At 70.6% G+C, this 25,721-nt stretch carries 19 protein-coding genes; 4 read left to right on the top strand and 15 right to left on the bottom strand.

The annotated features are described in order from the left end of the window. Positions 1–23 precede the first annotated feature (23 nt). The 12 genes from DDW44_RS19890 to DDW44_RS19835 all read right to left on the bottom strand — a co-directional run bounded on the left by DDW44_RS19890 (position 24) and on the right by DDW44_RS19835 (position 17,647). On the bottom strand, positions 24–1,265 hold the full coding sequence (locus DDW44_RS19890) for an ABC transporter ATP-binding protein (RefSeq protein ID WP_108907250.1): 1,242 nt from the start codon (positions 1,263–1,265) through the stop codon (positions 24–26). After that, positions 1,258–2,433, bottom strand: coding sequence for an ABC transporter ATP-binding protein (locus tag DDW44_RS19885; RefSeq protein WP_244224068.1), 1,176 nt, complete (start codon positions 2,431–2,433; stop codon positions 1,258–1,260). Before DDW44_RS19885 ends, DDW44_RS19890 begins: the two co-directional genes overlap by 8 nt. Before the next feature lie 11 nt (positions 2,434–2,444). Then, positions 2,445–3,425 carry an ABC transporter permease gene (locus DDW44_RS19880; RefSeq protein ID WP_017947220.1) on the bottom strand — a complete coding sequence of 327 codons (981 nt, stop codon included), beginning with the start codon at positions 3,423–3,425 and terminating at the stop codon, positions 2,445–2,447. Next, a complete protein-coding gene (locus DDW44_RS19875; RefSeq protein WP_108907249.1) occupies positions 3,418–4,341 on the bottom strand; it encodes an ABC transporter permease in 924 nt (307 codons plus the stop codon). The genes DDW44_RS19880 and DDW44_RS19875 overlap by 8 nt, the downstream gene beginning before the upstream one ends. A 30-nt stretch (positions 4,342–4,371) precedes the next feature. Beyond that, the gene (locus DDW44_RS19870; RefSeq protein ID WP_108907248.1) at positions 4,372–5,994 is read right to left on the bottom strand and encodes a peptide ABC transporter substrate-binding protein; all 1,623 of its coding nucleotides are present in this window, start codon (positions 5,992–5,994) and stop codon (positions 4,372–4,374) included. Between the two features lie 385 nt (positions 5,995–6,379). Further along, positions 6,380–7,552, bottom strand: coding sequence for an ABC transporter ATP-binding protein (locus tag DDW44_RS19865; RefSeq protein WP_018889076.1), 1,173 nt, complete (start codon positions 7,550–7,552; stop codon positions 6,380–6,382). After that, on the bottom strand, positions 7,545–8,603 hold the full coding sequence (locus DDW44_RS19860) for an ABC transporter ATP-binding protein (protein ID WP_017947224.1): 1,059 nt from the start codon (positions 8,601–8,603) through the stop codon (positions 7,545–7,547). Before DDW44_RS19860 ends, DDW44_RS19865 begins: the two co-directional genes overlap by 8 nt. An 11-nt stretch (positions 8,604–8,614) precedes the next feature. Beyond that, on the bottom strand, positions 8,615–9,577 hold the full coding sequence (locus tag DDW44_RS19855; protein ID WP_027733446.1) for an ABC transporter permease: 963 nt from the start codon (positions 9,575–9,577) through the stop codon (positions 8,615–8,617). After that, entirely contained in the window at positions 9,570–10,499 is a 930-nt protein-coding gene (locus DDW44_RS19850) for an ABC transporter permease (protein ID WP_026281546.1), read from the bottom strand. The genes DDW44_RS19855 and DDW44_RS19850 overlap by 8 nt, the downstream gene beginning before the upstream one ends. Before the next feature lie 130 nt (positions 10,500–10,629). Continuing rightward, complete coding sequence (locus DDW44_RS19845; RefSeq protein WP_018889080.1) at positions 10,630–12,249, bottom strand: peptide ABC transporter substrate-binding protein; 1,620 nt, start codon at positions 12,247–12,249, stop codon at positions 10,630–10,632. A gap of 415 nt (positions 12,250–12,664) precedes the next feature. After that, the gene (gene typA / locus DDW44_RS19840; protein WP_108907247.1) at positions 12,665–14,572 is read right to left on the bottom strand and encodes a translational GTPase TypA; all 1,908 of its coding nucleotides are present in this window, start codon (positions 14,570–14,572) and stop codon (positions 12,665–12,667) included. 504 nt (positions 14,573–15,076) lie between these two features. Further along, the gene (locus tag DDW44_RS19835) at positions 15,077–17,647 is read right to left on the bottom strand and encodes an ABC transporter family substrate-binding protein (RefSeq protein ID WP_108907246.1); all 2,571 of its coding nucleotides are present in this window, start codon (positions 17,645–17,647) and stop codon (positions 15,077–15,079) included. A 301-nt stretch (positions 17,648–17,948) separates the two neighbouring features. Here DDW44_RS19835 and DDW44_RS19830 point away from each other — a divergent pair, with 301 nt between their 5' ends. The 4 genes from DDW44_RS19830 to DDW44_RS19815 are packed head-to-tail and all read left to right on the top strand — an operon-like array spanning position 17,949 to position 21,752. Then, a complete protein-coding gene (locus DDW44_RS19830; RefSeq protein ID WP_017949254.1) occupies positions 17,949–18,179 on the top strand; it encodes a hypothetical protein in 231 nt (76 codons plus the stop codon). Positions 18,180–18,187: 8 nt separating this feature from the next. Next, positions 18,188–19,006, top strand: a complete 819-nt coding sequence (locus DDW44_RS19825; RefSeq protein WP_108907245.1) for a hypothetical protein — start codon at positions 18,188–18,190, stop codon at positions 19,004–19,006. Positions 19,007–19,023: 17 nt separating this feature from the next. Beyond that, positions 19,024–20,976: a fumarate reductase/succinate dehydrogenase flavoprotein subunit gene (locus DDW44_RS19820; RefSeq protein WP_108907244.1), complete on the top strand. Its 1,953-nt coding sequence runs from the start codon at positions 19,024–19,026 to the stop codon at positions 20,974–20,976. Beyond that, entirely contained in the window at positions 20,973–21,752 is a 780-nt protein-coding gene (locus tag DDW44_RS19815; protein WP_017949251.1) for a succinate dehydrogenase/fumarate reductase iron-sulfur subunit, read from the top strand. The genes DDW44_RS19820 and DDW44_RS19815 overlap by 4 nt, the downstream gene beginning before the upstream one ends. A gap of 194 nt (positions 21,753–21,946) precedes the next feature. Here the strand turns inward: DDW44_RS19815 and DDW44_RS19810 are convergent, their stop codons facing one another. From DDW44_RS19810 to DDW44_RS19800, 3 genes are all read right to left on the bottom strand, one after another. Then, complete coding sequence (locus DDW44_RS19810) at positions 21,947–24,586, bottom strand: SpoIIE family protein phosphatase (RefSeq protein ID WP_108907243.1); 2,640 nt, start codon at positions 24,584–24,586, stop codon at positions 21,947–21,949. A gap of 147 nt (positions 24,587–24,733) precedes the next feature. Continuing rightward, positions 24,734–25,162, bottom strand: a complete 429-nt coding sequence (locus DDW44_RS19805) for an ATP-binding protein (protein WP_108907242.1) — start codon at positions 25,160–25,162, stop codon at positions 24,734–24,736. A 115-nt stretch (positions 25,163–25,277) separates the two neighbouring features. Further along, positions 25,278–25,706: a (deoxy)nucleoside triphosphate pyrophosphohydrolase gene (locus tag DDW44_RS19800; RefSeq protein ID WP_170812792.1), complete on the bottom strand. Its 429-nt coding sequence runs from the start codon at positions 25,704–25,706 to the stop codon at positions 25,278–25,280. Positions 25,707–25,721: the final 15 nt, after the last annotated feature.

The raw sequence follows: 25,721 nt of genomic DNA, 5'->3' as shown, positions 1-25,721 counted from the left end.
CGGACCTCCGGGGGCAGGGGGCGTCAGTCCCGGTCCGGCCGGTCGCCGCCCGGCACCACCCGCCGCTCCTCGGCGAAGTGGCACGCCGAGTCGTGCCGGGCGGGGCCCCGCACGTCCCGGAACCGCTCCGGCACCGCCAGTTCCGGCTCCTCCCGCGCGCACCGCTCCCGGGCCTTCCAGCAGCGGGTGCGGAACCGGCAGCCGGAGGGGACGTTCGCGGGCGAGGGCACATCACCGGAGAGGATGATCCGCCCGCCGCCCGCGCCGTTCCCGCCGTTCCCGCCGTTCCCACCTTCCCCGCCGGCCCCGCCCTCCGCGCCGATCCCGGCGTTCCCACCGGCCCCGCCCTCCGCGCCGTTCCCGGCGACCCCACCCGTCGCACCGGCCCCGCCGTTCCCGCCGCCGGCGGTCGGCGCGATGGCCCGTTCACCGCCGCGCCCGCGTGCCGAGGGATCCGGCACCGGCACCGCGGACAGCAGGGCCTGCGTGTACGGATGGGTGGGATGGTCGTAGATCTCGGCGTCCCTGCCGGTCTCGACGATGCGCCCCAGGTACATCACCGCGACCCGGTCCGAGATGTGGCGGACGATCGACAGGTCGTGGGCGATGAACACATAGCTGAGGCCGAAGTCCCTCTGCAGCCGCTCCAGCAGATTGACCACCTGCGCCTGGACGGACACGTCGAGGGCGGAGACGGGTTCGTCCGCCACGATGACCTCGGGCCGCAGCGCCAGGCCCCGCGCGATGCCGATGCGCTGCCGCTGCCCCCCGGAGAACTGGTGCGGATAGCGGTTGACGTACGCGGGGTCGAGCCCGACCACGTCCAGCAGTTCCCGGACCCGCCGCCGCCGGTCGCCCTTCGGCGCCGCCTCGGGATGGATCTCGTACGGCTCTCCGACGATGTCGCCGACGGTCATCCGGGGGTTCAGCGAGGTGTACGGGTCCTGGAACACGATCTGGATGTTGCGGCGGACGGCCTTCAGCGCCCGCGCCGACAGCCGGGTGACGTCCTCCCCCTTGTACCGGATGACCCCGCTCGTCGGCCGCTCCAGGTTGACCAGCAGCTTCGCGAGGGTGGACTTCCCGCAGCCGGACTCGCCCACCACGCCGAGCGTCTCGCCGGCGAACAGGTCGAGGTCGACACCGTCGACCGCCCTGACCGCCCCCACCTGCTTCCGGAACACGATGCCCCGGGTGAGCGGATAGTGCTTGTGCAGGCCCCGCACCTCGATGATCGGCTCGGCCGGACCGGTGGACTCAGTCACGGAGGCACTCCCTCCAGAAGAAGCAGGCGCTCCCGCGGTCGCGGCTCACCTCGGACAGCTCCGGTTCGTCGGTCCGGCACACGTCGCGGGCCATCGGGCACCGCGGGTGGAAGGCGCAGCCCGGCGGGACGGCCGTCGGGTTCGGCGGCAGGCCCCGGATCGCGTACAGCTCCTCGCCCTTGCGGTCCAGGCGGGGGATCGAGTCGAGCAGTCCGCGGGTGTAGGGATGGGCCGGGGCCTTGTAGAGGTCGTGGACCGGGGCGGTCTCGACGATCCGGCCCGCGTACATCACGGCGATCCGGTCGGCGACGTCCGCGACGACGCCGAGGTCGTGGGTGATGAGCACCAGCCCCATGCCGAGTTCGCGGCGCAGTTCGGCGAGGAGGTCCATCACCTGCGCCTGGACCGTCACGTCCAGGGCGGTGGTGGGTTCGTCGGCGATGATCAGGTCCGGCTCCAGCGCCAGCGCCATGGCGATCATGATGCGCTGGCGCATACCGCCGCTGAACTGGTGCGGGTACTGGCCCACCCGCTCCCGCGCGGCCGGGATGCGGACCCGGTCCATCAGCTCGACGGCCTTCGCCCGGGCGTCCTTCCGCGACATGCCGCGGTGCACGGTGAACATCTCGCCGAGCTGGTCGCCGACGGTCAGCACCGGGTTCAGCGACGACAGCGCGTCCTGGAAGATCATGGCCATTCCGGCACCGCGGATCCTCCGGCGCTCCTCCTCCTTCAGCTTCAGCAGGTCCCGCCCCCGGAAGAGGATCTCCCCGGCGGTGATCCGGCCGGGCGGGGTGTCGAGGATGCCCATGACGGCCTGGGCGGTGACGGACTTCCCCGATCCGGACTCGCCGAGCACGGCGAGGGTCTCGCCCGCGGCGACGGACCAGGAGACGCCGTCGACGGCTCTGGCGACCCCGTCCCGGGTGCGGAACTCCACGTGCAGGTCCCGCACTTCCAGCAGCGGGCCCGGACCCGCGGGCGGCACCCGCGGCCCTGGCGTTCGCGTCCCGGAACCGCCGGACGGAGTCCCGGAACCGCCGGACGGACCGCCGGGCGGACCGCCGGAACGGCCGGGCGGACCGCCGGTTCCGCCGGTACCGCCGGACGGAATCCCGGACCCGCCGGACCGACTGCCGGACCCACCGGACGGAGTGTCGGGGCTCATGGCGGTGCTCCTCAGCGCAGCTTGGGGTCGAGGGCGTCGCGCACCGCGTCGCCGAGCATGATGAACGCGAGCACGGTCACCGCGAGCGCGCCGGCCGGCCAGAGCAGCATGTGCGGGGCGTTGCGGATGTACGGCGACGCGGCGGAGATGTCGATTCCCCAGGACACCGTCGGCGGCCGCAGCCCGACACCGAGGTACGACAGGGTCGCCTCCAGGGAGATGTACGTGCCGAGCGCGATGGTGGCCACGACGATCACCGGTGCGACGGCGTTCGGCATGACGTGCTTCAGCAGCAGCCGCGCCGGTGAGGCACCGAGGGCCCGGGCGGCCTGCACGTAGTCGTTCTGCTTGACGGTGATCACCGACCCGCGGGCGATGCGGGAGACCTGCGGCCAGCCCAGCAGCAGCATGAACCCGATCACCGGCCAGACGGTGTCGCTGGTGACGACGGACAGCAGCACCAGCCCGCCGAGGACGACGGGGATGGCGAAGAAGACGTCGGTGAGCCGGGACAGCAGGGCGTCCGGGGCCCCGCCGAAGAAGCCGGCGAACCCGCCGAGGACGGAGCCGAGGAGCGCCACGCCGAGCGTGGCGCAGACGCCGACGGTCACCGAGGTCCGGGCGCCGTGCACGGTCCGGGTGTAGACGTCGCAGCCCTGGCCGTCGAAGCCGAAGGGATGCCCGGGCTGGGAGCCCTGCTGCGCCTTGGCGAGGTCGCAGTCGAGGGGGTTGCCGGGGGCGATCAGCTGCGGCCAGATCGAGATGACGACCAGGAAGAGGATGACCAGGGCCGCGACGACGAAGACGGGGTTGCGGCGCAGGTCGTGCCAGGCGTCGGACCACAGGCTGCGCGGCCTCCCGGCGGGGCCGGACCCGGGCGGGCCGGCGGGGGCCCGCTCCAGGGTCTCGCCCTCGGCGGTGGCGAGGTCCATGGCACCGCCGCCGCCGGTCGGCGCGATGGCCCGTCCGTCGTCGTACTGGGCCTCAGGCATAGCGGATCCTCGGGTCGAGTACGGCGTACAGCAGGTCGACGAGCAGGTTCACCAGCAGGAACACCAGCACCAGCACGGTCACGAAGCCGACGACGGTCTGGGTGTTCTGGCGGAGGATGCCCTGGTACAGCTGGTAGCCGACGCCGTGGATGTTGAAGATGCGCTCGGTGACGATGGCCCCTCCCATCAGTGCGCCGATGTCGGCGCCGATGAAGGTGACCACCGGGATCAGCGAGTTGCGCAGCAGGTGGTGGGTCATGACCCGGCGGCGGGGCAGTCCCTTGGCGATGGCCGTGCGCACATAGTCGGCGCGCCGGTTCTCGGCGATGGAGGTCCTGGTCAGCCGGGTGACGTAGGCGAGCGAGACGGCGGCGAGGACCAGTCCGGGCACGATCAGTTCGTCGAGCGGGGCCTCGGCGGACACCGAGGGCCGGATCCAGCCCCACTTCACGCCGAGCAGCAGTTGCAGCAGCAGTCCGGTGACGAAGGTCGGGACTGCGATCACGACCAGGGTGACGAGCAGGACGCCGGTGTCGACGGGACGGCCGCGGCGGAGCCCGGTGAGCATGCCGAGGCCGATGCCGATGACGATCTCGAAGACGATCGCCACCAGGGTGAGCCGGATGGTGACCGGGAAGGCGTCGGCCATCAACTCGGTGACCGGCTGCCCGTTGAAGGCGGTGCCGAAGTCACCGGTGAAGACGTTGCCCATGTAGGTCAGGTATTGCTGCCAGACGGGCTTGTCGAGACCGAACTCCGCGCGCAGCCGGGCGGCGGTGGCCGGGTCGCACTCCCGCTCGCCGCACAGCCCGGCGATGGGGTCGCCCATCACGTTCACCATGAGGAAGATCAGCAGCGTGGCTCCGACGAACACCGGGATCATCTGGAGCAGACGCCGGATCACATAACGTCCCATGAGGCGCTCCTCGGGTCCGGGCGGGCGGGGTCAGCCGACGGTGATCTCTTCGTAGACGGGGACGCTGAACTGGTTCAGGGAGACGTTGGAGATCCGCTCGGAGTAGCCGGCGCTGCCGTTCTGGTACCAGAGCGGGATGGCGGCCATCTGGTCCCGTACGACCCTCTCCGCCTGCTGGAAGGTCTTGATCGCCTTGGCGGGGTCGGTCTCCGCGTTGGCCTGGTCGACCAGCCGGTCGAACGTCTCGTTGCTCCACTTGCCGTCGTTGGAGGAGGCGTTGGTGTAGTAGAGCGGCTGGAGGAAGTTCTGGATGAGCGGGTAGTCCATCTGCCAGCCGGCCCGGAACGGGCCGCTCATCTTCGACTGCGTGATCTGGTTGCGGTAGTCGGCGAAGGTGCCGACGGGGTTGCCGACGCAGGCCCGGTCGTTGCCGAGCGCGTTGTTGACGGAGTTGCACACGGCGTCGACCCACTGCCGGTGGGAGCCGGTGTCGGCGTTGTACGTGATCCTCACCTGGCCGCCGGGGATGCCGCCGCCCTCGGCGATCAGCTTCCTCGCCCGGGCGGGGTCGTAGGTGCAGTGGACGCCGCACAGCGTCGCGTCGTAGCCGCCGTCGGGGCCGAGGACGGGTGAGGTCCAGTCCTTGGCGGGGGTACGGGTCCGCTGGAAGATGGTGTCGGTGATCTGCTGCCGGTTGATCGCCATGGACAGGCCCTGGCGCACCTTCTCCTGGCCCGGCTTGTTCCAGTCCGGGTCGTAGTAGGGGAAGGCGAGGGTCTGGATGATGCCGGCCGGGGTGTTGATGTACCGGTCGCCGAGATCGGCCCTGACGTTGCGGAGCTGGGCGGCCGGCACGTCGTCGACCAGGTCGAGGTGGCCCGCCGTCAGATCGGTGTAGGCGGTGTTGCTGTCGGTGTAGACCTTCAGGTCGACGCCGCCGTTGCGCGCCTTGTCCTGACCCGGATAGCCGTCCCAGCGGCGCAGGGACATCTGGGCGCCCCGGGTGTAGCTGTCGACGGCGTACGGTCCGTTGCCGACGGGGCGGGCCAGCCAGGCGTCGTGGTCGCTGAAGAAGCTGCTGGGCAGGGGCGCGAACGCGGCGTAGCCGAGTGTTTCGGGCCAGGTGGAGAACTTCTGGGTGAGCCTGACGGTGAAGGTCCGCTCGCCGGTGACCTTCAGGCCGGACATGGTCTGCGCGGTGGGCTGCCCGGAGGCGGGATGGACCTGGTCGTACCCCTCGATGTAGCCGAAGAAGTAGGCGTTGCGCTGGTTGTTCTTCAGGTGCGCGCCGTAGTTCCAGGCGTCGACGAAGGACTTCGCGGTCACGGGCTCACCGTCGGAGAAGGTCCAGCCGTTCTTGACCGTGACCGTGAACTCGACCGAGTCGTCCGTCTCGATCCGCTCGGCGAGCATGTCCTCGGCCTCACCGGTCCGCGGGTCGTAGCGCTTCAGGCCCCGGAAGATCATGTCGAGGACCTTGCCGCCCTGGACCTCGTTGGTGTTCGCCGGTTCCAGGGGGTTCTGGGGGTCCCCCCAGGACGACGTCACGATCCCGTCGGGCCCGCCGGCGGGGGCTCCGCCACCGCACGCGCAGGCCACGAGGACGACGGCGACCGCGCAGGCGGCCCGGGTGACGTGAGTGGCTCCGCGCATGGAGTGCCTCCAGATGATCGCCGCTCCGGCCTGGGCACTCCATGTGTTGACGGCGGAGGGAAAAGCACACATCGGGTTGGGCTCAACGGGTGTGTGACCGCTGGGCCGTACGGGCGCCTGCCCGGTACGCCCGAGCATCCCCTCGGCCCGGCCGGTGTGCGGGCCGTCCCGCGCCGGGTGAGGGGGCACGTCCCGGGTGGCGGGAGACGTAGCGGGTGACGGGAGGCGGGAGACGTAGCGGGTGACGGGAGATGTAGGGGTGGCGGGAGAGGTTCCGGGTCCCGGGAGCCTTCGCGCAGGCGGCCGCCGACACCGGGCACGACACGCAGCAGGGCTCCCCCGAAGGGGAGCCCTGCTCGTACGGCGTCCGGACGTCCGGCCCCGGCTAGGCCGCGTGCACGACGTCCTTCTCCTCGGCGAAGTGGCAGGCCGACTCGTGCGCCGCGGGAGTGTCCTGGCCCGCGAAGCGCTCCGGAACGGCCAGCAGCGGCACCTCGGTGGCGCACTTCTCCTGGGCCTTCCAGCACCGGGTACGGAAGCGGCAACCGGACGGCGGGTTCGCCGGCGACGGGACGTCACCCGTGAGGATGATCCGCTCCCGGCCTTCGCGGGACTCGGGGTCGGGCACCGGCACCGCCGACAGCAGAGCCTGGGTGTACGGGTGCGTCGGGTGGTCGTAGATCTGCGTGTCCGTGCCGATCTCCGCCATCTGGCCCAGGTACATCACGCCGACCCGGTCGGAGATGTGCCGGACGATGGACAGGTCGTGGGCGATGAAGACGTAGGAGAGGTTGAACTCGTCCTGGAGCTTCTCCATCAGGTTGATGACCTGCGCCTGCACGGACACGTCCAGTGCCGACACCGGCTCGTCGCAGATGATGATCTCCGGGTTCAGCGCGAGGCCCCGGGCGATGCCGATGCGCTGCCGCTGGCCACCGGAGAACTGGTGCGGGTACCGGTTGATGTACTCGGGGTTCAGGCCGACGACGTCCAGCAGCTCCTGGACCTTGCGGCGCCGGTCGCCCTTGGGGGCCACCTCCGGGTGGATGTCGAAGGGCTCCCCGATGATGTCGCCCACCGTCATCCGCGGGTTCAGCGAGGTGTACGGGTCCTGGAAGACCATCTGGATGTTCCGGCGGACGGCCTTCAGCGCCCGCCCGGACAGCCGGGTGATGTCCTGCCCCTTGTAGAAGACCTCGCCGGACGTGGCGGTCTCGAGCGACATCAGCAGCTTGGCGACGGTCGACTTGCCGCAACCGGACTCGCCGACGATGCCGAGGGTCTCGCCCTGGTGGAGGTCGAACGAGACGCCGTCCACCGCCTTGACCGCACCGATCTTCTTCTTGAAGAGGATGCCCTGGGTCATCGGGAAGTGCTTGACCAGATTGCGCACCTGGAGGATCGGCTCGCCGCGGTCCACCGGGGCGTCGAGCGCGGCGACCGCCTCCGCCTCGGTGGCGGAGTCGACCCTCTCGACCTCGGTGGCGTTCGGCGTCACGTCCACGGAGTCCGCGGTCGAGCCCTCGGCCGATGAAGCGGCCTTGCCGAGCTCAGCCATGGATCGTCTCCTTCCAGAAGTGGCACGCGCTTCCGCGGCCGGGCAACTCGGTGCCGTCCTGCTCGGTCACCTGGTGCAGGGCCGGGACGTCCGTGCGGCAGACGTCGTCGGCCTTCGGGCAGCGCGGGTTGAACGCACAACCGGTCGGGATGCGCGTCAGGTTGGGCGGCAGACCCTTGATCGCGTACAGCTCCTGGCCCTTCTGGTCCAGGCGGGGGATCGAGTCGAGCAGACCCCGGGTGTACGGATGAGCCGGGCGCTTGTACAGCTCGTGGACGGGCGCGGTCTCGACGATCCGGCCCGCGTACATCACGGCGATCTTGTCCGCGACGTCCGCGACCACGCCGAGGTCGTGGGTGATCAGGATCAGGCCCATGTTGTACTCGGCCTGGAGTTCCGCCAGCAGATCCATGACCTGCGCCTGGACGGTCACGTCGAGCGCGGTGGTCGGCTCGTCGGCGATGATCAGGTCCGGCTCCAGCGCGAGCGCCATGGCGATCATGATGCGCTGGCGCATACCGCCGGAGAACTGGTGCGGGTAGTCGCCGACCCGGGCCGCGGCTGCCGGGATCTTCACCCGGTCCATCAGCTCGATGGCCTTGACCTTGGCGTCCTTCTTGGACAGGCCCTCGTGCACCCGGAACATCTCACCGAGCTGGTAGCCCACCGACAGCACCGGGTTCAGGGACGACAGCGCGTCCTGGAAGATCATCGCGATCTTGCGGCCGCGGAGCGCACGGCGCTCCTCGGCGGACATGGTGAGCATGTCCTGGCCGCGGAAGAGGATCTCGCCCTTGGGGATGCGCCCCGGGGGCATGTCCAGGATGCCCATGATCGCCTGGGCGGTCACGGACTTGCCGGAGCCGGACTCACCGAGCACGGCGAGCGTCTCACCGGCGCTGACGGAGTAGTTGACGCCGTTGACGGCCTTGGTGACGCCGTCGCGGGTGTGGAACTCCACATGGAGGTCGCGGACTTCGAGCAGCGGACCCTCGTTCTCCCGGCCGCTGCGGGGGGCGGGGACATCCGCCGTCTTGTCGATGATGGTCACGTACGCCTCCCTCAGCGCAGCTTGGGGTCGAGGGCGTTGCGCACCGCATCGCCGAACATGAGGAACGCGAGCACCGTGATCGAGACCATCACCGAGGGGATGATCAGGACGTAGGGCGCGTTTCGGAGCTGCTCGCGTCCGCTGGAGACGTCGACGCCCCAGGACACGGTGGGCTCGGCCAGGCCGACACCGAGGAACGACAGCGTCGCCTCGGCGGCGATGTAGCCGCCCAGGGCGATCGTGGCGACGACGATGATCGGGGCGAGCGCGTTGGGCAGGACGTGCCGCAGCAGGATGCGGGTGGTGGAGGCGCCGAGCGCCTTGGCCGCCACCACGTAGTCCGCCTGCTTGATGTTGATGACCGCGCCGCGGGCGACACGGGCGATCGTGGTCCAGCCGAGGAACACCAGGGCGAGGATGACCACCCAGATGGCACGGTTCTCGAAGCTGGTCAGCACGACGAGCGCACCGAGCAGGAACGGGATGCCCATGAAGATGTCGGTGATGCGCGACAGCAGCGAGTCGGTGAGGCCGCCGAAGTAGCCGGCCAGCATGCCCACGATGGTGCCGAGGATCGTGACCAGCGCGGTGACGCCGACACCCACGATGATCGAGGCGCGGGCGCCGTAGATGACGCGGGCGTAGATGGAACGTCCCTGGCCGTCGTAGCCGAACCAGTCCGGGGCGAAGAAGTGGCCCCAGTTCGGGTGCTGCAGGTAGTGGTTGGCCAGGTCCGCGTCGCGCGGCGAGGCGGAGGTGAACAGGCCCGGGAAGGCCGAGATCGTCAGCAGCAGCACGATCAGCGCGGCGGAGATCAGGAACAGCGGGTTGCGGCGCAGGTCGCCCCAGGCGTCGGACCAGAGGCTGCGCGCCTTCTCCGGCTTGGCGGCCACGGCCGCGGCGACGGCGTCCGGCGCGGCGGCGGTGACCTTGGCCTCGGCGGACACCCCGGTGGCTGCGGTCTTCTCAGGCATACCGGATCCTCGGGTCCAGGACCGCGTAGAGCAGGTCGACGAGCAGGCTGGCGAGCAGATAGACGAGGACGATCAGTGAGGCGATGCCGACGACCGTGGCGCCCTCGCGGCGGAACAGCGCCTCGTAGATGGCGTCACCGACACCCTGCACGTTGAAGATGCCCTCGGTGACGATCGCGCCGGTCATCAGGTTGCCGATGTCGGTGCCGAGGAAGGTGACCACGGGGACGAGCGAGTTGCGCATCAGGTGGACGCCGACGATGCGGCGGCGCGGCAGGCCCTTGGCCACCGCGGTGCGCATGTAGTCGGCTCGCAGGTTCTCCGCCATCGACGTACGGGTCAGACGGGCCACGTAGGCCAGGGAGAGCGAGCCGAGGACGATCGCCGGCAGGAACAGGTCGCCGAAGCTCTCGGAGTCCTGCACGGTCGGGGTGATCAGCCCCAACTGGAAGGCGAACAGGTACTGCATCAGGTAGCCCAGTACGAAGGAGGGCATCGAGATCAGTACCAGGGTGAGGCCGAGGAGGCCGCGGTCGCGGACCGACTCGGGCTTGAGGCCCGCGACGATGCCGAGTCCGATACCGACGATCACCGTGAAGGCGAAGGCGAACAGCGTCAGCCGTACGGTGACGGGGAACGCCTGACCGATGATCTCGGAGATGGGGCGACCACTGCCGATCTCCGTACCGAAGTCGCCCTGCAGCAGACCGGTCAGGTAGTTCACGTACTGCTGCCACAGGGGGAGGTCGAGACCGAGCTCATGCCGCTTCGCCTCGAGAATGGCGGGGTCGAAAGCCTGGTCTCCCATGAGCGCTCTGACGGGGTCGCCGGGAAGCGCGTACATCATGGCGAAGATCAAAAATGTTGACCCGATGAACACCGGGATCATCTGGAGCAGTCGTCGTGCGACGTAGCGCCCCATAGGTGCCTCCGTGAGGGGTTTACCGGCCCAGGGGCGCTGATGCGCAGCACACATGCCCCCGGACCACCGCCGCCGCCGGATGACCGACGGCGGCGGGTGATGGCCGAGTGGGGTTGGGACCCGTCAAGGGTTACTTGACGGTGACTCCGGTCAGCTCGAGGTCACCGTGGAAGTCGACCTCCACGTTGTCGACGCCCTTGCCGTGGCCACCGTTGATCCGGTAGTACCACAGCGGGATCGCCGGCATCTTCTCGAGCAGCTTCTTCTCGACCTCCTGGTAGCCCTTCACGGACTCCTCGAGGGAGTTGGCCTTGTCGGCCTCCGCCATCATCTTGTCGATGGCGGCGTCCTTGAAGCGACCGTTGTTCGCCTCGGCGCCGGAGTGGTAGAGCTCCTTGATGAAGTTCACGTTGACCGGGTAGTCGGCCACCCAGCCGCCGCGGTACATCGACTTCACCTGGTCGTTGTCACGGGCCTCGAGGTCCGTGGCGAAGTCCGGCTTGGCGTCGCCGATGCAGTCGACACCGGTCGCCTTGCGGATGGACTCGCAGACGGCGGTCACCCACTCCTTGTGGCCACCGTCGGAGTTGTACTGGATGAAGATCTTGTTGCCCGGGACGCCGCCGCCCTCGGTCACCAGCTGCTTCGCCTTGGCCGGGTTGTACGTGAACACGTCCGTGCCCAGGTCCTGGTTGCCCTTGACCTGCGGCGGCGTGAAGCTCGTCGCGGGGGTGCGGGTGCTGTTGAGGACGGTCTTGGTGATCGTCTCACGGTCGATCGCCATGGACAGGCCCTGGCGCACCTTCGGGTCCATGTCCTTGAACGTCGCGGTGTAGAACGCCGGGACGAGGGTCTGGATCGCCGCGTACGGCTGCTCGATGGCGCCCTCGCCGAGGTCCTGCTTGTACTTCGGCAGGTCGGTCGGGCCCACCTGGCGGATGATGTCCAGGTTGCCGGAGACGACGTCCTGGTACGCGGCCTCGACGGTCGCGTAGTTCTTGAACTGGATGCCCTTGTTCTGCGCCTTGTTGGGGCCCTGGTAGTCAGGGTTGGCCGCAACCTGGATCAGCTTCTTGTGGGTCCACTTCTCGAACTTGTACGGACCGTTGCCGATCGGCTTCTTGCCGAACGCCTTCGGGTCGTCGTAGAAGACCTTCGGGAGCGGGGCGAAGGTGGCATAGCCCAGCTTGTAGTTGAAGTACGGGACCTTCTCGGTCAGCGTAATGGTGAAGGTGGTGTCGTCCACGACCTTCAGACCCGACATCTTGTCGGCCTTCGGCTCACCCTTCTCGGGGTGGACGTCGGCGTAGCCGGCGATGTCCGAGAACCAGAAGCTGTTCTGCTGCTGGTTCTTGATGTTGGCGTACCAGTTCCACGCGTCGACGTAGGACTGCGCGGTGACGGCCTCGCCGTTGTGGAACTTCCAGCCGGACTTCAGCTTGACGGTCCAGGTCTTCGAGTCGGTGGTGGTGACGGACTCGGCGTTCGTGTAGACGATCTCGCCCTTGGCGTCGAAGTCCAGCAGCTGGGTGAAGAGCGACTGGATGACGTAGGAGCCGAGGCTCTCGTTGGTGTCGGCCGGGATCAGCGGCTTCTGCGGCTCGCCGACGTCGATCGAGACGTAGCCCTCGGGCTTGCCCGACGGGCTCTTCTTGCCCTCGTCGTCACCACTGCCACCGCCGCAGGCGGTGGCCGCCATCGCGACGACGATCGCACCGGCCACCCACTTGGCGCTCTTGGCACCGCGCATGGGTTCCTCCTCATGAGTCCACTAGTCACTACAAGAAGGGCACTCTGTCTACGCGCGCTGACACCCCTGACAGCGCGCCCGTCAAGTACCGCGAGTGTGCTCGTGAGCCGGCGCTCCCCACCGCGCTTGACCCATTGACCCGAGCTCAACGGAGCCAACTATTAAGGAGGCGAGGGCCGTAAACCACACTTAAAGGGTCTCGTTTTGACAACATCGGCGGAGCCCGTCGGCCCGAAATCCGGACAAAGCGATCAGAGACAGACACCCGCGAAACGGACCCTTGACACAAGTTCCGGAGAACAGTGTCCGATATGCGAACAGGGGGTCGGGGCCGGTGGCCGAAATGAGGTTGACGAGAGGCCCGGCACCCACCGTGTCCGGGGGAGCCGGGCCTCTGCCGAGGAGGTGACGCGGATCAGCCGTGCTTGGCCCGCGAGGCGGCGCGGGCGCGCTCACGGGCGTCCAGGTTCACCTTGCGGATGCGCACCGCCTCCGGGGTCACCTCGACGCACTCGTCGTCGCGGCAGAACTCCAGCGACTGCTCCAGCGACAGCTTGCGCGGCGGGACGATGGACTCCGCGACATCGGCCGTGGAGGAGCGCATGTTCGTGAGCTTCTTCTCCTTGGTGATGTTCACGTCCATGTCGTCGGAGCGGGAGTTCTCGCCGACGATCATGCCCTCGTAGACCTCGGTGCCCGGCTCGACGAAGAGCACGCCGCGCTCCTGGAGGTTCGTCATGGCGAAGGCGGTGACGGCACCGGACCGGTCCGCGACCAGCGAGCCGTTGTTGCGGGTCTGCAGGTTGCCGAACCACGGCTCGTGACCCTCGTGGATCGAGTGGGCGATGCCCGTGCCGCGGGTGTTCGTCAGGAACTCGGTGCGGAAGCCGATCAGGCCGCGGGACGGCACCACGAACTCCATGCGGACCCAGCCGGAGCCGTGGTTCGACATGTTGTCCATCCGGCCCTTGCGGACACCCATGAGCTGGGTGACGGCGCCCATGTGCTCCTCGGGCACGTCGATGGTCATGCGCTCGACCGGCTCGTGCAGCTTGCCGTCGACCTCCTTGGTGACCACCTGGGGCTTGCCGATCGTCAGCTCGAAGCCCTCCCGGCGCATGGTCTCGACGAGGATCGCCAGGGCCAGCTCGCCACGGCCCTGGACCTCCCAGGCGTCGGGGCGCTCGGTGTCGATGACGCGGAGCGAGACGTTGCCGATGAGCTCGCGGTCGAGGCGGTCCTTCACCTGGCGGGCGGTGACCTTGCGGTCCTTGACGCCGCCCTTGTTGTCCGCGCCCTTGCCGGTGGCGCCGCGGCCCACGAGCGGGGAGGTGTTGGTGCCGATGGTCATGGAGATCGCGGGCTCGTCGACCGTGATCAGCGGCAGCGCGACCGGGTTCTCCGGGTCGGCCAGGGTCTCGCCGATCATGATGTCGGGGATGCCGGCGACGGCGCAGATGTCACCGGGGCCCGCGACCTCGGCGGGCTTGCGGGTGAGCGCCTCGGTCATCATCAGCTCGGAGATGCGGACGTTGGAGATCGAGCCGTCGCGCTTGATCCACGCCACGGTCTGGCCCTTGCGGAGCTCGCCCTGCTCGACGCGCAGCAGCGCGATGCGGCCGAGGAAGTTGTCGGCGTCGAGGTTGGTGACGTGGGCCTGGAGCGGGGCGTCCTCGTCGTACGTAGGCGCGGGGATGTGCGCCAGGATGGTGGAGAAGAAGGGCTCCAGGCTCTCGCTGTCGGCCGGGACGGTGCCGTCCTCCGGCTTGGTCAGCGACGCGATGCCGTCGCGGCCGCAGGCGTAGACGATCGGGAACTCGATCTGGTCCTCGTCGGCGTCCAGGTCGAGGAAGAGGTCGTAGGTCTCGTTGACGACCTCGTCGATCCGGGAGTCCGGGCGGTCGGTCTTGTTGATGCACAGGATGACGGGCATCCGGCGCTGGAGCGCCTTGCGGAGCACGAAGCGCGTCTGCGGGAGCGGGCCCTCGGAGGCGTCCACCAGCAGCACCACGCCGTCGACCATCGACAGGCCGCGCTCGACCTCGCCGCCGAAGTCGGCGTGGCCGGGGGTGTCGATGATGTTGATGGTGATGGGGGCCCCACCGTCCTTGGGGTGGTACTTCACCGCCGTGTTCTTGGCGAGGATCGTGATGCCCTTCTCACGCTCCAGGTCGTTCGAGTCCATGACCCGGTCGTCGACGGAGTCGAGCTGGTGCGCGGCGAAGGCTCCGGCCTGCTTCAGCATGGCGTCGACTATGGTCGTCTTGCCGTGGTCGACGTGGGCGACGATGGCGACGTTGCGGATGTCGTGGCGCGTGGGCATGGGTGGCTTGCGCTTCTCTCGGGTCGTGGGATGCGGCGTCTGTTTCCTCTTACGCCCGCCGGGCGGACGCGCCACGGCTGTGTCCATGGTACGGGGCCGCCGCGCACGGGGCTTCCCGGGCCGATCCGACCCGTGACGACCTTGCCCGCCGGGAGCTCCGGCAGGCAAGGGACTTGAGCGGCTTCTGAGGTCCGGATCACCGGAGCGAAGGGTTCCGCGGCGGGGCCGGTGCGGCTCCGGCCCCGCACCGCAGCCGATGGGGCGCCGGGCGCGCGCGGGCCCTTCCGGTCCCGGCCGCTACCGGACGTGACGGGTCGCGCACGGGCCCCGGCCCGCGCCCCCGCCTGCGGCCACCGGCCCGGCGGTCCCGGGTCGCGGGAGCTCCGGCGGGCCCCGGCGCGGGACCTCCGGCGGCGCGGCGAGGGACACCCACCCCGAGGAGCACGCGGCCGGGTAGCCGCCCGCACGCCACCGGCCGGTATGGCGCGATGCGGAGCCGCCGCCTCAGTTCCGTTCCGCGCCGTGCGCCGGTCCCGCCTTCACGAAGCCGATGTCCTGGTAGCGCGGTGCCGAGAAGCCGAAGGCGCCCGCGTTGGCGAGGTCGTGCTTCGCGGCCACCAGCTCCGGGCGCTGGTAGAGAGGAATGGAGGCCGCCGCGGCCCAGATCCGGGAGTCGACCTGCTTCATCAGGTCGCGGGCCTTCCTCTCGTCCAGCTCGGAGACGGCCTCGTCGAAGAGCTGGTCGATACGGTCCGTACCGACCCGGGTGTAGTTCTGCTCCACCAGCAGCGACCCGTCCGTCGCGGGCTGGGGCTTGGCGTAGATCGGGCGGGCGTCGGTCGCCGGGTAGGCCGTGGCCGGCCAGGACCAGAGCGCGAGGTCGTAGTGCCCCGAGGCGATGTGGTCCTTGAAGAAGGATTCGTCGGCGACCTTCTTCACCTCCGTGCTGATCCCGATTCGGTCCAGCATCGTGCGGATGCGGTCGGCGACCGTGCGCAGCGGTTCGGATCCCGGGCCCGAGGGGAGGACGAAGCGCAGGTTGAGCGGCTGGCCGTCCTTGCCGAGCGGTCCCGCGACCGGGTTCCGGCCCGGGGCCCTGGTACCGACCGGTGCGTAGGCGCCCGCGACCCCACCTTCCCTGCCGTACGCCTCGGGCATCGCCTTGTCCCCGTCGCTGCCGCCGGGAAGCGCCACGGGACCGCGGGCACCGGGCTTGTCGTCACCGCCGCCGCCGGGGGCCGCCGCGCCGTCGGCGGACCCGGCGCCGGCAGCACCCGCGGCCGGCGGGCTCTGCGGCGCGCCCGGGGCCGGGGCGCCGGCCGCCGACGGACCCTGCACACCGGGACTCGGCGCGGACGGACCCCGCACACCGGCGCTCGGCGCGGACGGACCCTGTGCGGCCGGACCCTGCGCCGCCGGGCCGCCCTCCTGCGCCGGGCTCCCTGCGGCCGGACTCTGCGCCGCCGGACTCTGCGCCGCCGGACCATGCACGGCCGGACTCTGCGCCGCCGGACTCTGCACGGCCGGACTCTGCGCCGCCGGGCTCCCGGCGGCGGGGCTCTGCTCGGGACCCGCCTTGGTACCTGAATCCGCCGCCCGGGCGCCCTCCGGGGTCCAGCCCGCGTCGGCGAGCAGTGCCTGGGCCTCCTCGGTGTCCTGGCCGCCGAGCGCACCGCTGCTGTCCGCGTAGGCGGGCTGCCCGGCGAGCGCGAGATGGCTGCCGACGGGCTTCGCGGGCAGCCCCAGGGGCTTCAGTACGGTCTCGGCGAGTGCCCGGCGGTCCAGCGCCCGGGCCACCGCACGCCGTACCCGCTCGTCCGCGAGCGGTCCGGACTCCCCGTTGAGGGCGAGCTGGGTGTAGGCGGGCTCCAGGGACTTGCGGACCACGAATCCGCGCAGCCCGGTCTGCTCGCTGCTGAACCTGGTCGGCCCGGCGTCGCCGCGCCCCCGCGCCAGCGGCCCGCCGCCGTCCGCGGTCTCCCCGGCGGCTCCGGCGGCTCCGGCGGCTCCGGCGGCTCCGGCGGCTCCGGCGGAACGTTCCTGCTCCGAGCCTCCGCCGGATTCCCCGGCCGTCGCGGACGCGGCGCCCGGACCGCTGCCGCCGCTCCCGCCCTCCGGGTCCTTGTGCGCCACCGCGATACGGTCCGCGACGCCCCGGTCGATCTCGGCGATATCGACGTCGCCGGTGGCGAGGGCCGCGGCGCGCCGGTCGCGCGGCACGGCCCGCAGCACGATCGAGTCGAGCTTGGCCGGATCCCCCCACCAGCGCGGGTTGCGGACGAGGGTGACGGTGCCCTCCTCGCCGTCGAGCTTCTGCAGGGCGAAGGGCCCCGCGGTCACCGGGAGTTCCGAGCGGGCCCCGTCGTTGAAGGACGCCGGGGTGCCCATCGTCTCCTTCGGGTAGAGCGGGGAGAACAGCGACCGCCAGTCGGCGTACGGCCGGGCGAAGGTGACCCGGACCTCCAGGTCGCTCTTGCCCCGCTCGATCTTCTCGATCCGCTCGTAACCCGCGTTGCGCGCGGTCCAGTACGCCGTGTCCTTGCCGCTGAGCGCCCGCCACTGGGCGACGAAGTCCGGCGCGCCGATCTCCCTCCCGTCGGTCCAGACCGCCTCCTGGTTGAGCTTGTAGAGGACGACCTGCTTGGGTTCGCGGTCGACGAGTTCGGCCGATTCCAGGTAGTCGGGGTTGAGCTGCGGGCGGCCGCGCTGGTCCAGCGTGAAGAGCGAGGGGAGGACGGCTCCGGTGACCCGGCCGGTGGCGCTGTTCGCGTCGGCCTGGAAGGCGTTGAGCGTCGTGGGTGCGGAGTCGACGGCCCAGCGCAGGGTGCCGCCCTTCTCGATGCGGTCGCGCCCGGTGTGGCCGATGTCCGAGGGGACCGCCACGGCGCCGGAGCCGTCTTCCCCGGACGTGCAGCCGGCCAGCACCGGCAGGACCAGCACACCGCTGGTGAGCAGTGCCACCGAGCGCAGGGTGCGGGTGCGGCCGGGCAGGGTGCGGCCGGACCGGTCACCGGGGGTGCGGAGGCGCGGCGTACGGGAGCATGCCCTCCCGCGCGGGGCGTCGACCTCGGACATGACATGTACCCCTTCGTCCGATTGATTGGGCATCCGGTGGATTCTGGCGATGATCACACCTATTGCGCCTACACTGAAAAGGACGGAGGGCGGGCTGCGACGCCGACACGGCGGAGCGGTCCGAAACCCCACCCGTGCGGCCCAACGGAAAGCCCCTAACGGGTGGCGCGTACCGCCGAATCGGTGCACACGCCTTCACAAGCGGGGACGTGACGCGCGACACTCGCAGGCGCACACAGCCCTCTGGGGGAAAGCCCCAGACACCCGCATGCCACCGCGACCGCGGAAGTGAGGGCAGTTCATGTCCCTGCAGGACGAGTTGACGGACGTCAAACGCCGTCTCGACGACCTGACCCGCACGGTCGAACGGCTGGAGCGGAGCCTCGCGCCCAAGCGCGGGGACGCATCCCGGACCCAGCCGGCCGACCGCCCGAAAGACCTGGTCACCATTCCCGACACCCCGTACGACAGTTCGCTGTGGACGGACTCGGACGACGAAGGCCTGGGTGCGCGCGACCGGCACGCGCCCTAGGAGCTTCGTTGGCCACAGGCACCGAACCTCATACCGACACCGGCGTACGCGGCGCCACGCGCGCCGCCATCGCCACCCGCCACCTCAGGACCGACCGCTGGTGGCTCGCGCCCGCCGCGACCGCCGCCGGTCTGCTCGCCTTCATCGTCTACTCGACATGGCGGGCCTTCGCGAACAGCGACTACTACGCGGCACCCTATGTCTCGCCGTTCTACTCGCCCTGTCTGGCCGAGAACTGCGTCCCGATGAAGGGCGGCCCCAACTGGGAGATCTTCGGCAGCTGGTGGGGCCTGTCCCCCGCCCTGCTGATCCTGATCTTCCCACTGGGCTTCCGGCTGACCTGCTACTACTACCGCAAGGCCTACTACCGGGGCTTCTGGGCCTCGCCACCGGCCTGCGCGGTCGCCGAGCCGCACGCGAAGTACACGGGTGAGACCCGCTTCCCGCTGATCCTGCAGAACATGCACCGCTACTTCTTCTACGCGGCGCTGCCGGTGGCGGTCATCCTCACCTACGACACGGTCCTCGCCTTCCGCGACGAGACCTATGCCTGGGGCCATATGGGCCTCGGCACCCTGGTGTTCCTGGTGAACATCGTGCTGATCTGGGCGTACACCCTGTCCTGCCACTCCTGCCGGCACATCATCGGCGGCCGGCTGCGGCACTTCTCCAAACACCCGGTGCGCTACCGGCTGTGGGGCTTCGTCGGCAGGCTGAACGAACGTCACATGCTGCTCGCCTGGGCGTCGCTGATCAGCGTCGCGCTCGCCGACTTCTACGTCTATCTGCTCGCCTCCGGCGCCTTCGCCGATCCGCGCTTCTTCTAGGGGAAAGGTGCTCACCGATGACTGAGCTCGAACGGCAGCAGTGGGATGTTGTCGTCGTGGGCGCGGGTGGGGCGGGGCTTCGGGCCGCCATCGAGGCGCGTGAGGCGGGCGCTCGCACCGCCGTCATCTGCAAGTCCCTGTTCGGCAAGGCCCACACCGTGATGGCGGAGGGCGGGATCGCCGCCTCCATGGGCAATGTGAACCCCCGCGACAACTGGCAGGTCCACTTCCGCGACACCATGCGCGGCGGCAAGTTCCTCAACCAGTGGCGGATGGCGGAGCTGCACGCCCAGGAGGCCCCCGACCGGGTCTGGGAACTGGAGACCTGGGGTGCGCTCTTCGACCGCACCGGGGACGGGAAGATCTCCCAGCGCAACTTCGGCGGCCACGAGTACCCGCGGCTGGCGCACGTCGGCGACCGGACCGGGCTGGAGCTGATCCGTACCCTCCAGCAGAAGATCGTCTCGCTCCAGCAGGAGGACGAGCGGGAGTTCGGCGACTACGAGGCCCGGCTGAAGATCTTCCAGGAGTGCACGGTGACCCGGGTGCTCAAGGACGGCGACCGGGTCTCGGGCGCGTTCTGCTACGAGCGCGAGTCCGGCCGCTTCTTCGTGCTGGAGGCGCCCGCGGTCGTCCTGGCCACCGGAGGCATCGGCAAGTCCTTCAAGGTGACCTCCAACTCCTGGGAGTACACCGGCGACGGGCACGCGCTGGCGCTGCTGGCCGGGGCGCCGCTGCTGAACATGGAGTTCGTGCAGTTCCACCCGACCGGGATGGTCTGGCCGCCCTCGGTGAAGGGCATCCTCGTCACCGAGTCGGTGCGCGGCGACGGCGGGGTGCTGCGCAACTCCGAGGGCAAGCGGTTCATGTTCGACTACGTCCCCGACGTCTTCAAGGAGAAGTACGCGGAGTCGGAGGAGGAGGGCGACCGCTGGTACGAGGACCCGGACAACAACCGGCGTCCCCCCGAACTGCTCCCCCGCGACGAGGTCGCCCGGGCCATCAACGCCGAGGTGAAGGCGGGCCGCGGCTCACCGCACGGCGGGGTGTTCCTGGACGTCTCCACCCGGATGCCCGCCGAGGTGATCAGGCGCCGGCTGCCGTCCATGTACCACCAGTTCAAGGAGCTGGCGGACGTGGACATCACCGCGGAGGCCATGGAGGTCGGGCCGACCTGCCACTACGTGATGGGCGGTATCGCGGTCGACTCGGACACGGCGGCCGCGGTCGGGGTGCCCGGCCTGTACGCGGCGGGCGAGGTCGCGGGCGGTATGCACGGCTCCAACCGCCTGGGCGGCAACTCGCTCTCGGACCTGCTGGTCTTCGGCCGGCGCGCCGGACTGCACGCCGCGGAGTACGCCGCGGGCCTCGCCGGGCGACTGCCCGCCGTCGACGGGGAGCAGATCGACGCGGCGGCGGCCGAGGCGCTGCGCCCGTTCAGCGCCGAGGGGCCCGAGCCGGACACCCCGCCGGAGAACCCGTACACCCTCCACCAGGAGCTCCAGCAGACGATGAACGACCTCGTCGGCATCATCCGGCGGGAGTCCGAGATGGCGCAGGCGCTGAAGAAGCTCGCCGAACTCCGGGTACGGGCCCGGCGGGCGGGCGTGGAGGGGCACCGCCAGTTCAACCCCGGCTGGCACCTCGCCCTGGACCTGCGCAACATGCTGCTGGTCAGCGAGTGCATCGCCCGATCCGCACTGGAGCGCACCGAGAGCCGCGGGGGCCACACCCGCGAGGACAACCCCGCGATGGAGCGGGAGTGGCGCCGGATCAATCTGCTGTGCCGGCTCGCCGACCGCTCGCCGTCCTTCGGGCCGGTGGAGCCCGGCGCACCGCCTGCCGATCCGGTACGCGGCCAGATCGACCTCGCGCGGAAGACCGCCGAGCCCATCCGCCCCGACCTGCTCGCCCTCTTCGAGAAGGAGGAGCTGGTCAAGTACCTCGCCGAAGAGGAGCTGTACGAATGAGCACGTACGACGCTCGGTTCAGGGTCTGGCGGGGCGACGGGGACGGCGGGGGCCTGGAGGACTTCACGGTCGAGGTCCACGACGGCGAGGTCGTCCTCGACATCATCCACCGGCTGCAGGCGACCCAGGCGCCGGACCTCGCGGTGCGCTGGAACTGCAAGGCCGGCAAGTGCGGCTCGTGCAGTGCGGAGATCAACGGCCGGCCCCGGCTGCTGTGCATGACCCGCATGTCGGTCTTCGACCGTGCCGAGACCGTCACGGTCACCCCGATGCGGGCCTTCCCGGTGGTGCGGGACCTGGTCACGGACGTGTCGTTCAACTACACCAAGGCCCGTGAGGTCCCGTCCTTCGTACCGCCGCAGGGGGTCGCGGCGGGCGAGTACCGGATGCAGCAGATCGATGTGGACCGCTCACAGGAGTTCCGCAAGTGCATCGAGTGCTTCCTGTGCCAGGACACCTGCCATGTGGTGCGTGACCACGAGGAGAACAAGGCGGCCTTCGCCGGGCCGCGCTTCCTGATGCGCGTGGCCGAACTCGACATGCACCCGCTGGACGCGGCGGCCGAGTCGGGCCTCGACCGCAAGCGCACGGCCCAGGACGAGCACGGTCTGGGCTACTGCAACATCACCAAGTGCTGCACGGAGGTGTGCCCGGAGGGCATCCACATCACGGACAACGCGCTGATCCCGCTCAAGGAGCGCGCGGTCGACCGGAAGTACGACCCGCTGGTGTGGCTGGGCAGCAGGATCCGCCGCCGGGGCGAGCCCGCCACATAGCCGGCCCCTCATCCGTGCCCGGGCGTCCGCGCCCGGGCACGGGCGTGCCGGCCGCAGGACGAGCGTGCCGGCCGCAGGACGAGCGTCTGGTCCCCGGGACGGACGTCTGGGCCTCGGGACGGACGTCTGGGCCTCGGGACGGGAGTGCCGGCCGCGGGACGCGGCCGCCACGGAGGGGCCCACCCCGCGCCGGCTCAGAACATGCTCAGCAGCTGCTCCACGCTGGGCTCCGCGGTGGAGTCCCCGTCGGGCAGCGCGAGTTCGAACCACACCGTCTTGCCCCGGGGGGTGCGGCGCGAGCCCCAGGCGGCACTCAGCAGACCGACCAGCTGCAGCCCCCGCCCGCCCTCGTCGGTGTCCCGGGCCCGCCGGCGCCGCGGCTGCACCAGTCCGGCGTCCCACACCTCGCAGACGAGGGTGCGGTCGCGCAGCAGCCGAAGCCGTATCTCGCCCTCGCCGTACCGCAGGGCGTTGGTGACGAGCTCGCTGACGAGCAGTTCGACCGTGTCGACGAGCGGGTCGAGCTCCCAGGCGCCGAGCTGCGCCCGGGCCAGCTCGCGGGCGCGGCCGACCGACCGGGGTTCGCGCGGCAACCGCCAGTCCCCCACGGCCTCGCTCGCCAGGCCCTGGATACGGGCCATCAGCAGCGCGATGTCGTCCTCGCCGTGCCGGGTGTCGAGGGTGGCGAGCACATGGTCGCAGACGTCCTCGAGCGAACGGGAGCGTGATCCGCCGTCGGAGTCGGAGGGCGTCCCGCCGTTCGGCGCGTCGGCGGGACCGTCGGGGGCACGGGGTTCCGGTACCGGGCGGCCCGGCTCGGTCAGGGCGCGGCGGAAGGCACCGAGCCCCTCGTCCAGGGGGTGGTCGCGCGACTCGACCAGCCCGTCGGTGTACAGCGCGAGCAGCGCGCCCTCCGGAAGCTCGACCTGGACCTCCTCGAAGGGTTCGCCGCCGACCCCGAGCGGCATCCCGGGCGGCACGTCGAGCATCAGCGCCTCCTCGCCCGGCTCGACGAGTACGGGAGGCAGATGGCCCGCGTTGGCGAAGGTGCAGCGCCGGGTCACGGGGTCGTACACGGCGTAGACGCAGGTCGCCAGGTAGACCTCGGAGAGTTCGGGCCCGCGGGACTTGTGGGCGACCCTGGAGGCCTGCTGCGCGCCGCTCGGCGTACCGAGGCCGCGGGCGATCTCGTCGAGCGCCGAGAGCACCTCAGCGGGTTCCAGGTCCAGCAGGGCCAGCGTCCGCACGGCGGTGCGGAGTTCGCCCATGGCGACGGCGGCGCGCAGCCCCCGCCCCATGACGTCGCCGACGACGAGCGCGGTGCGGTGGCCCGGGAGTTCGATGACGTCGAACCAGTCGCCGCCGACCTCGGTCGCGGTGTTGCCCGGGAGGTAGCGGCAGGCGATGTCGAGCCCGGCGGCCTCCGGGTCGCCGGGCGGCAGCAGGCTGCGCTGGAGGATGAGTGCGCGCTCGTGCTCGCGGCGGTAGAGGCGGGCGTTGTCGATGCAGACCGCGGCACGGGCGGCCAGTTCGACGGCGAGCGCCCGGTCCCGTTCCCCGAAGGGCTCGCTGCCCTTGGCCCGGGAGAACTGGGCGAGGCCCACGACCGTGTCGTGGGCGACCATCGGCACGGCCAGCGTGGACTGGACGAGACTGCCGTCCTCGCCGGGGATGAGACGGACCCTGGCGGTGCGCAGGGCGTTGGCGCAGGCGGAGCTGAAGGGGTAGTGGTGCACCGCGCCGACCTGGGGGCCGGCCGGGGTGCCCGCGGCAGCGGCGCCCAGCAGGGTCTCGGAGACGGTGCTGGCGAAGGCGACCCGGCGCAGTTCCGCGCTGCCGCCGTAGCTCTCCGGCCGGGCCGGGCCCCAGCGTCCCGGCGGGGCCTCGTCGCCCGTGAGCAGCCCCAGGTAGAGGTCCACGGAGGCGAGGTCGCAGAAGCCGGGGACGGCGACGTCGAGGAGTTCGCGTGCGGTGGTCTCGAGGTCGAGGGAGTTGCCGATCCGGGCGCTGGCCTCGTTGAGCAGGGCGAGGTTGCGGCGGGCGCTGGCGGCCTCACGTGCTGCGATATGACGACGTGTCACGTCGATGCCGAGGCCCGCGACCCCGACGGGGCGGCCGGAACCGCTGTGCACGCGGTAGAGGTTGACGGACCAGTGCCGCCGGTCGGAGGTGCCCGGGGCACTGCCGACGATCTGGAGTTCGGTGACGGACTCCCCCGTTTCCAGCACCCGTTGGAGGGCCGCGTTCATCCGTTCCGCCTCGGGGCGGGAGAGGTAGTCGTACACGGTCCGGCCCCGGTGGTCCTCCGCGGATCCGCCGAACACGGTCGCGAAGCGCTCGTTGGCCCGCAGCACGGTGAGGTCGGGACCGAACAGAAGAAAGCCAAAAGGAGATTGACCGAAAATCGCCTGCGAAGCGGCGAGGTCCGTCTCGATCCGCCGTAGGGCGCGTACGTCGACGACGATACAGAGCGCGGCACGCTCGCCGTTCTCCGTCTCACTCGGCATGACGTAGACCTCGGCCAGTCCGTGCGCGCCGCGCTCGCCGGGCAGGCGGAAGGGGACGAGACCGGTCCACTCCTTGCCGTCCAGAATCTCGGCGATCTTGCGGTGACCTCGTGTGCGGAGCTCCGAGGGGATGAAGACGGCGACGGGATCCTTGCCCCTGACCTCCTCGGCGGCGATGCCGAACTGCTCGACGGCACGGCGGCTCCACTGGTCGACCAGCCCGTCCGGACCGATCGAGAACGACGCGACCTTGATGTAGTCGTAGATGGAGCCGGGCGGACTGCTCTGCCACACCACGCCGCTTGCCGTCTCAGGTATCTCGCTCACGCGACCGTCCCCTCCAGCTCACCGCACCGGACCGGCCATGCCCGAAGTATTCAGCACTACGGCGCCTGGCGGCACGGCGTTCACGATCACAGCACGGTCTCGTTCGTTTCGAGCCGGGCCCGCGGTGATCGTCGTCCCCCCACACTCCTAACCAGGCACGGGCAGCTCGAACCACACGGTCTTACCCGTTCTGCCTCGCCGCGTCCCCCAGCGGCGGGCCGTGCACGCCACCAGTTGCAGTCCGCGTCCCCCCTCGTCATCGGGCCCGGCGGGACGCTCCCGGGGTGGATCCGGAAGCGGATCGGAGACCTCCACGAGCAGTGCGGGGGCCCGCGGCGGGGCGGACCCGTCGACGGCGGGCCGGACCAGGCGGACCCCGATGGGCCCGGAGGTGTACCGAAGGGAATTGGTCACCAGCTCACTGACCAGGAGGACCGTCACATCGACCAGGGCGGGATCGAGCCCCCACTGCCGCAGGGCGTCGCGGACGGCATGGCGGGCGGAGCGCGCGGCGTCCGGCTCGGCAGGGAAGGTCCACTCGGCGCATGCGCCGCCGGTGTCGATCACGCCGACCACTTCCCGGACCTGCCACGGAATCCCGTCCTCTATGGGACGGCAATCAGGACATACCCGATATTTTGCGTGACGTACCCCCGAGAGGGGCGCGCGATGGTACGAAGAGCGCAGGAATTCAGCCGCGTGCGCCCCCCGGGCGGTCCCGCAGCAGCCGGCGCGCGACCTCCTCGACCGCTGGGCGGTCCTGGGGCAGCCAGTCCACGGTGTCCAGTTCGCCGGCGGCGAGCCAGCGCAGCTCGTCATGGTCCTCCAGCGGGCTCGGCTGACCCGAGATCAGCCGAGCCGTCCAGACCTGCAGCACATAGCCGGGGCCCAGCGGCCACTCGCCGGGGACGCGCTCGACCGGCTCGGCCTCCACACCCAGCTCCTCGCGCAGCTCGCGTACGAGGGCCTCCTCGGGGGACTCACCGGGTTCGAGCTTGCCGCCGGGCAGCTCCCAGCGTCCGGCGAACTCGGGCGGCGCGCTGCGACGGGCGGCGAGCAACCGCCCCCGGTCGTACAGCGCCCCGGCCACGACGACGCGCGCGTTCACACGATCTGTCATGGGCGGGAGCGTAGC

Source organism: Streptomyces tirandamycinicus (assembly GCF_003097515.1).
Taxonomy (GTDB): Bacteria; Actinomycetota; Actinomycetes; order Streptomycetales; family Streptomycetaceae; genus Streptomyces; species Streptomyces tirandamycinicus.
Note: the sequence above shows the minus strand (reverse complement) of the source record. Positions and strands in the feature narration are given on the sequence as shown.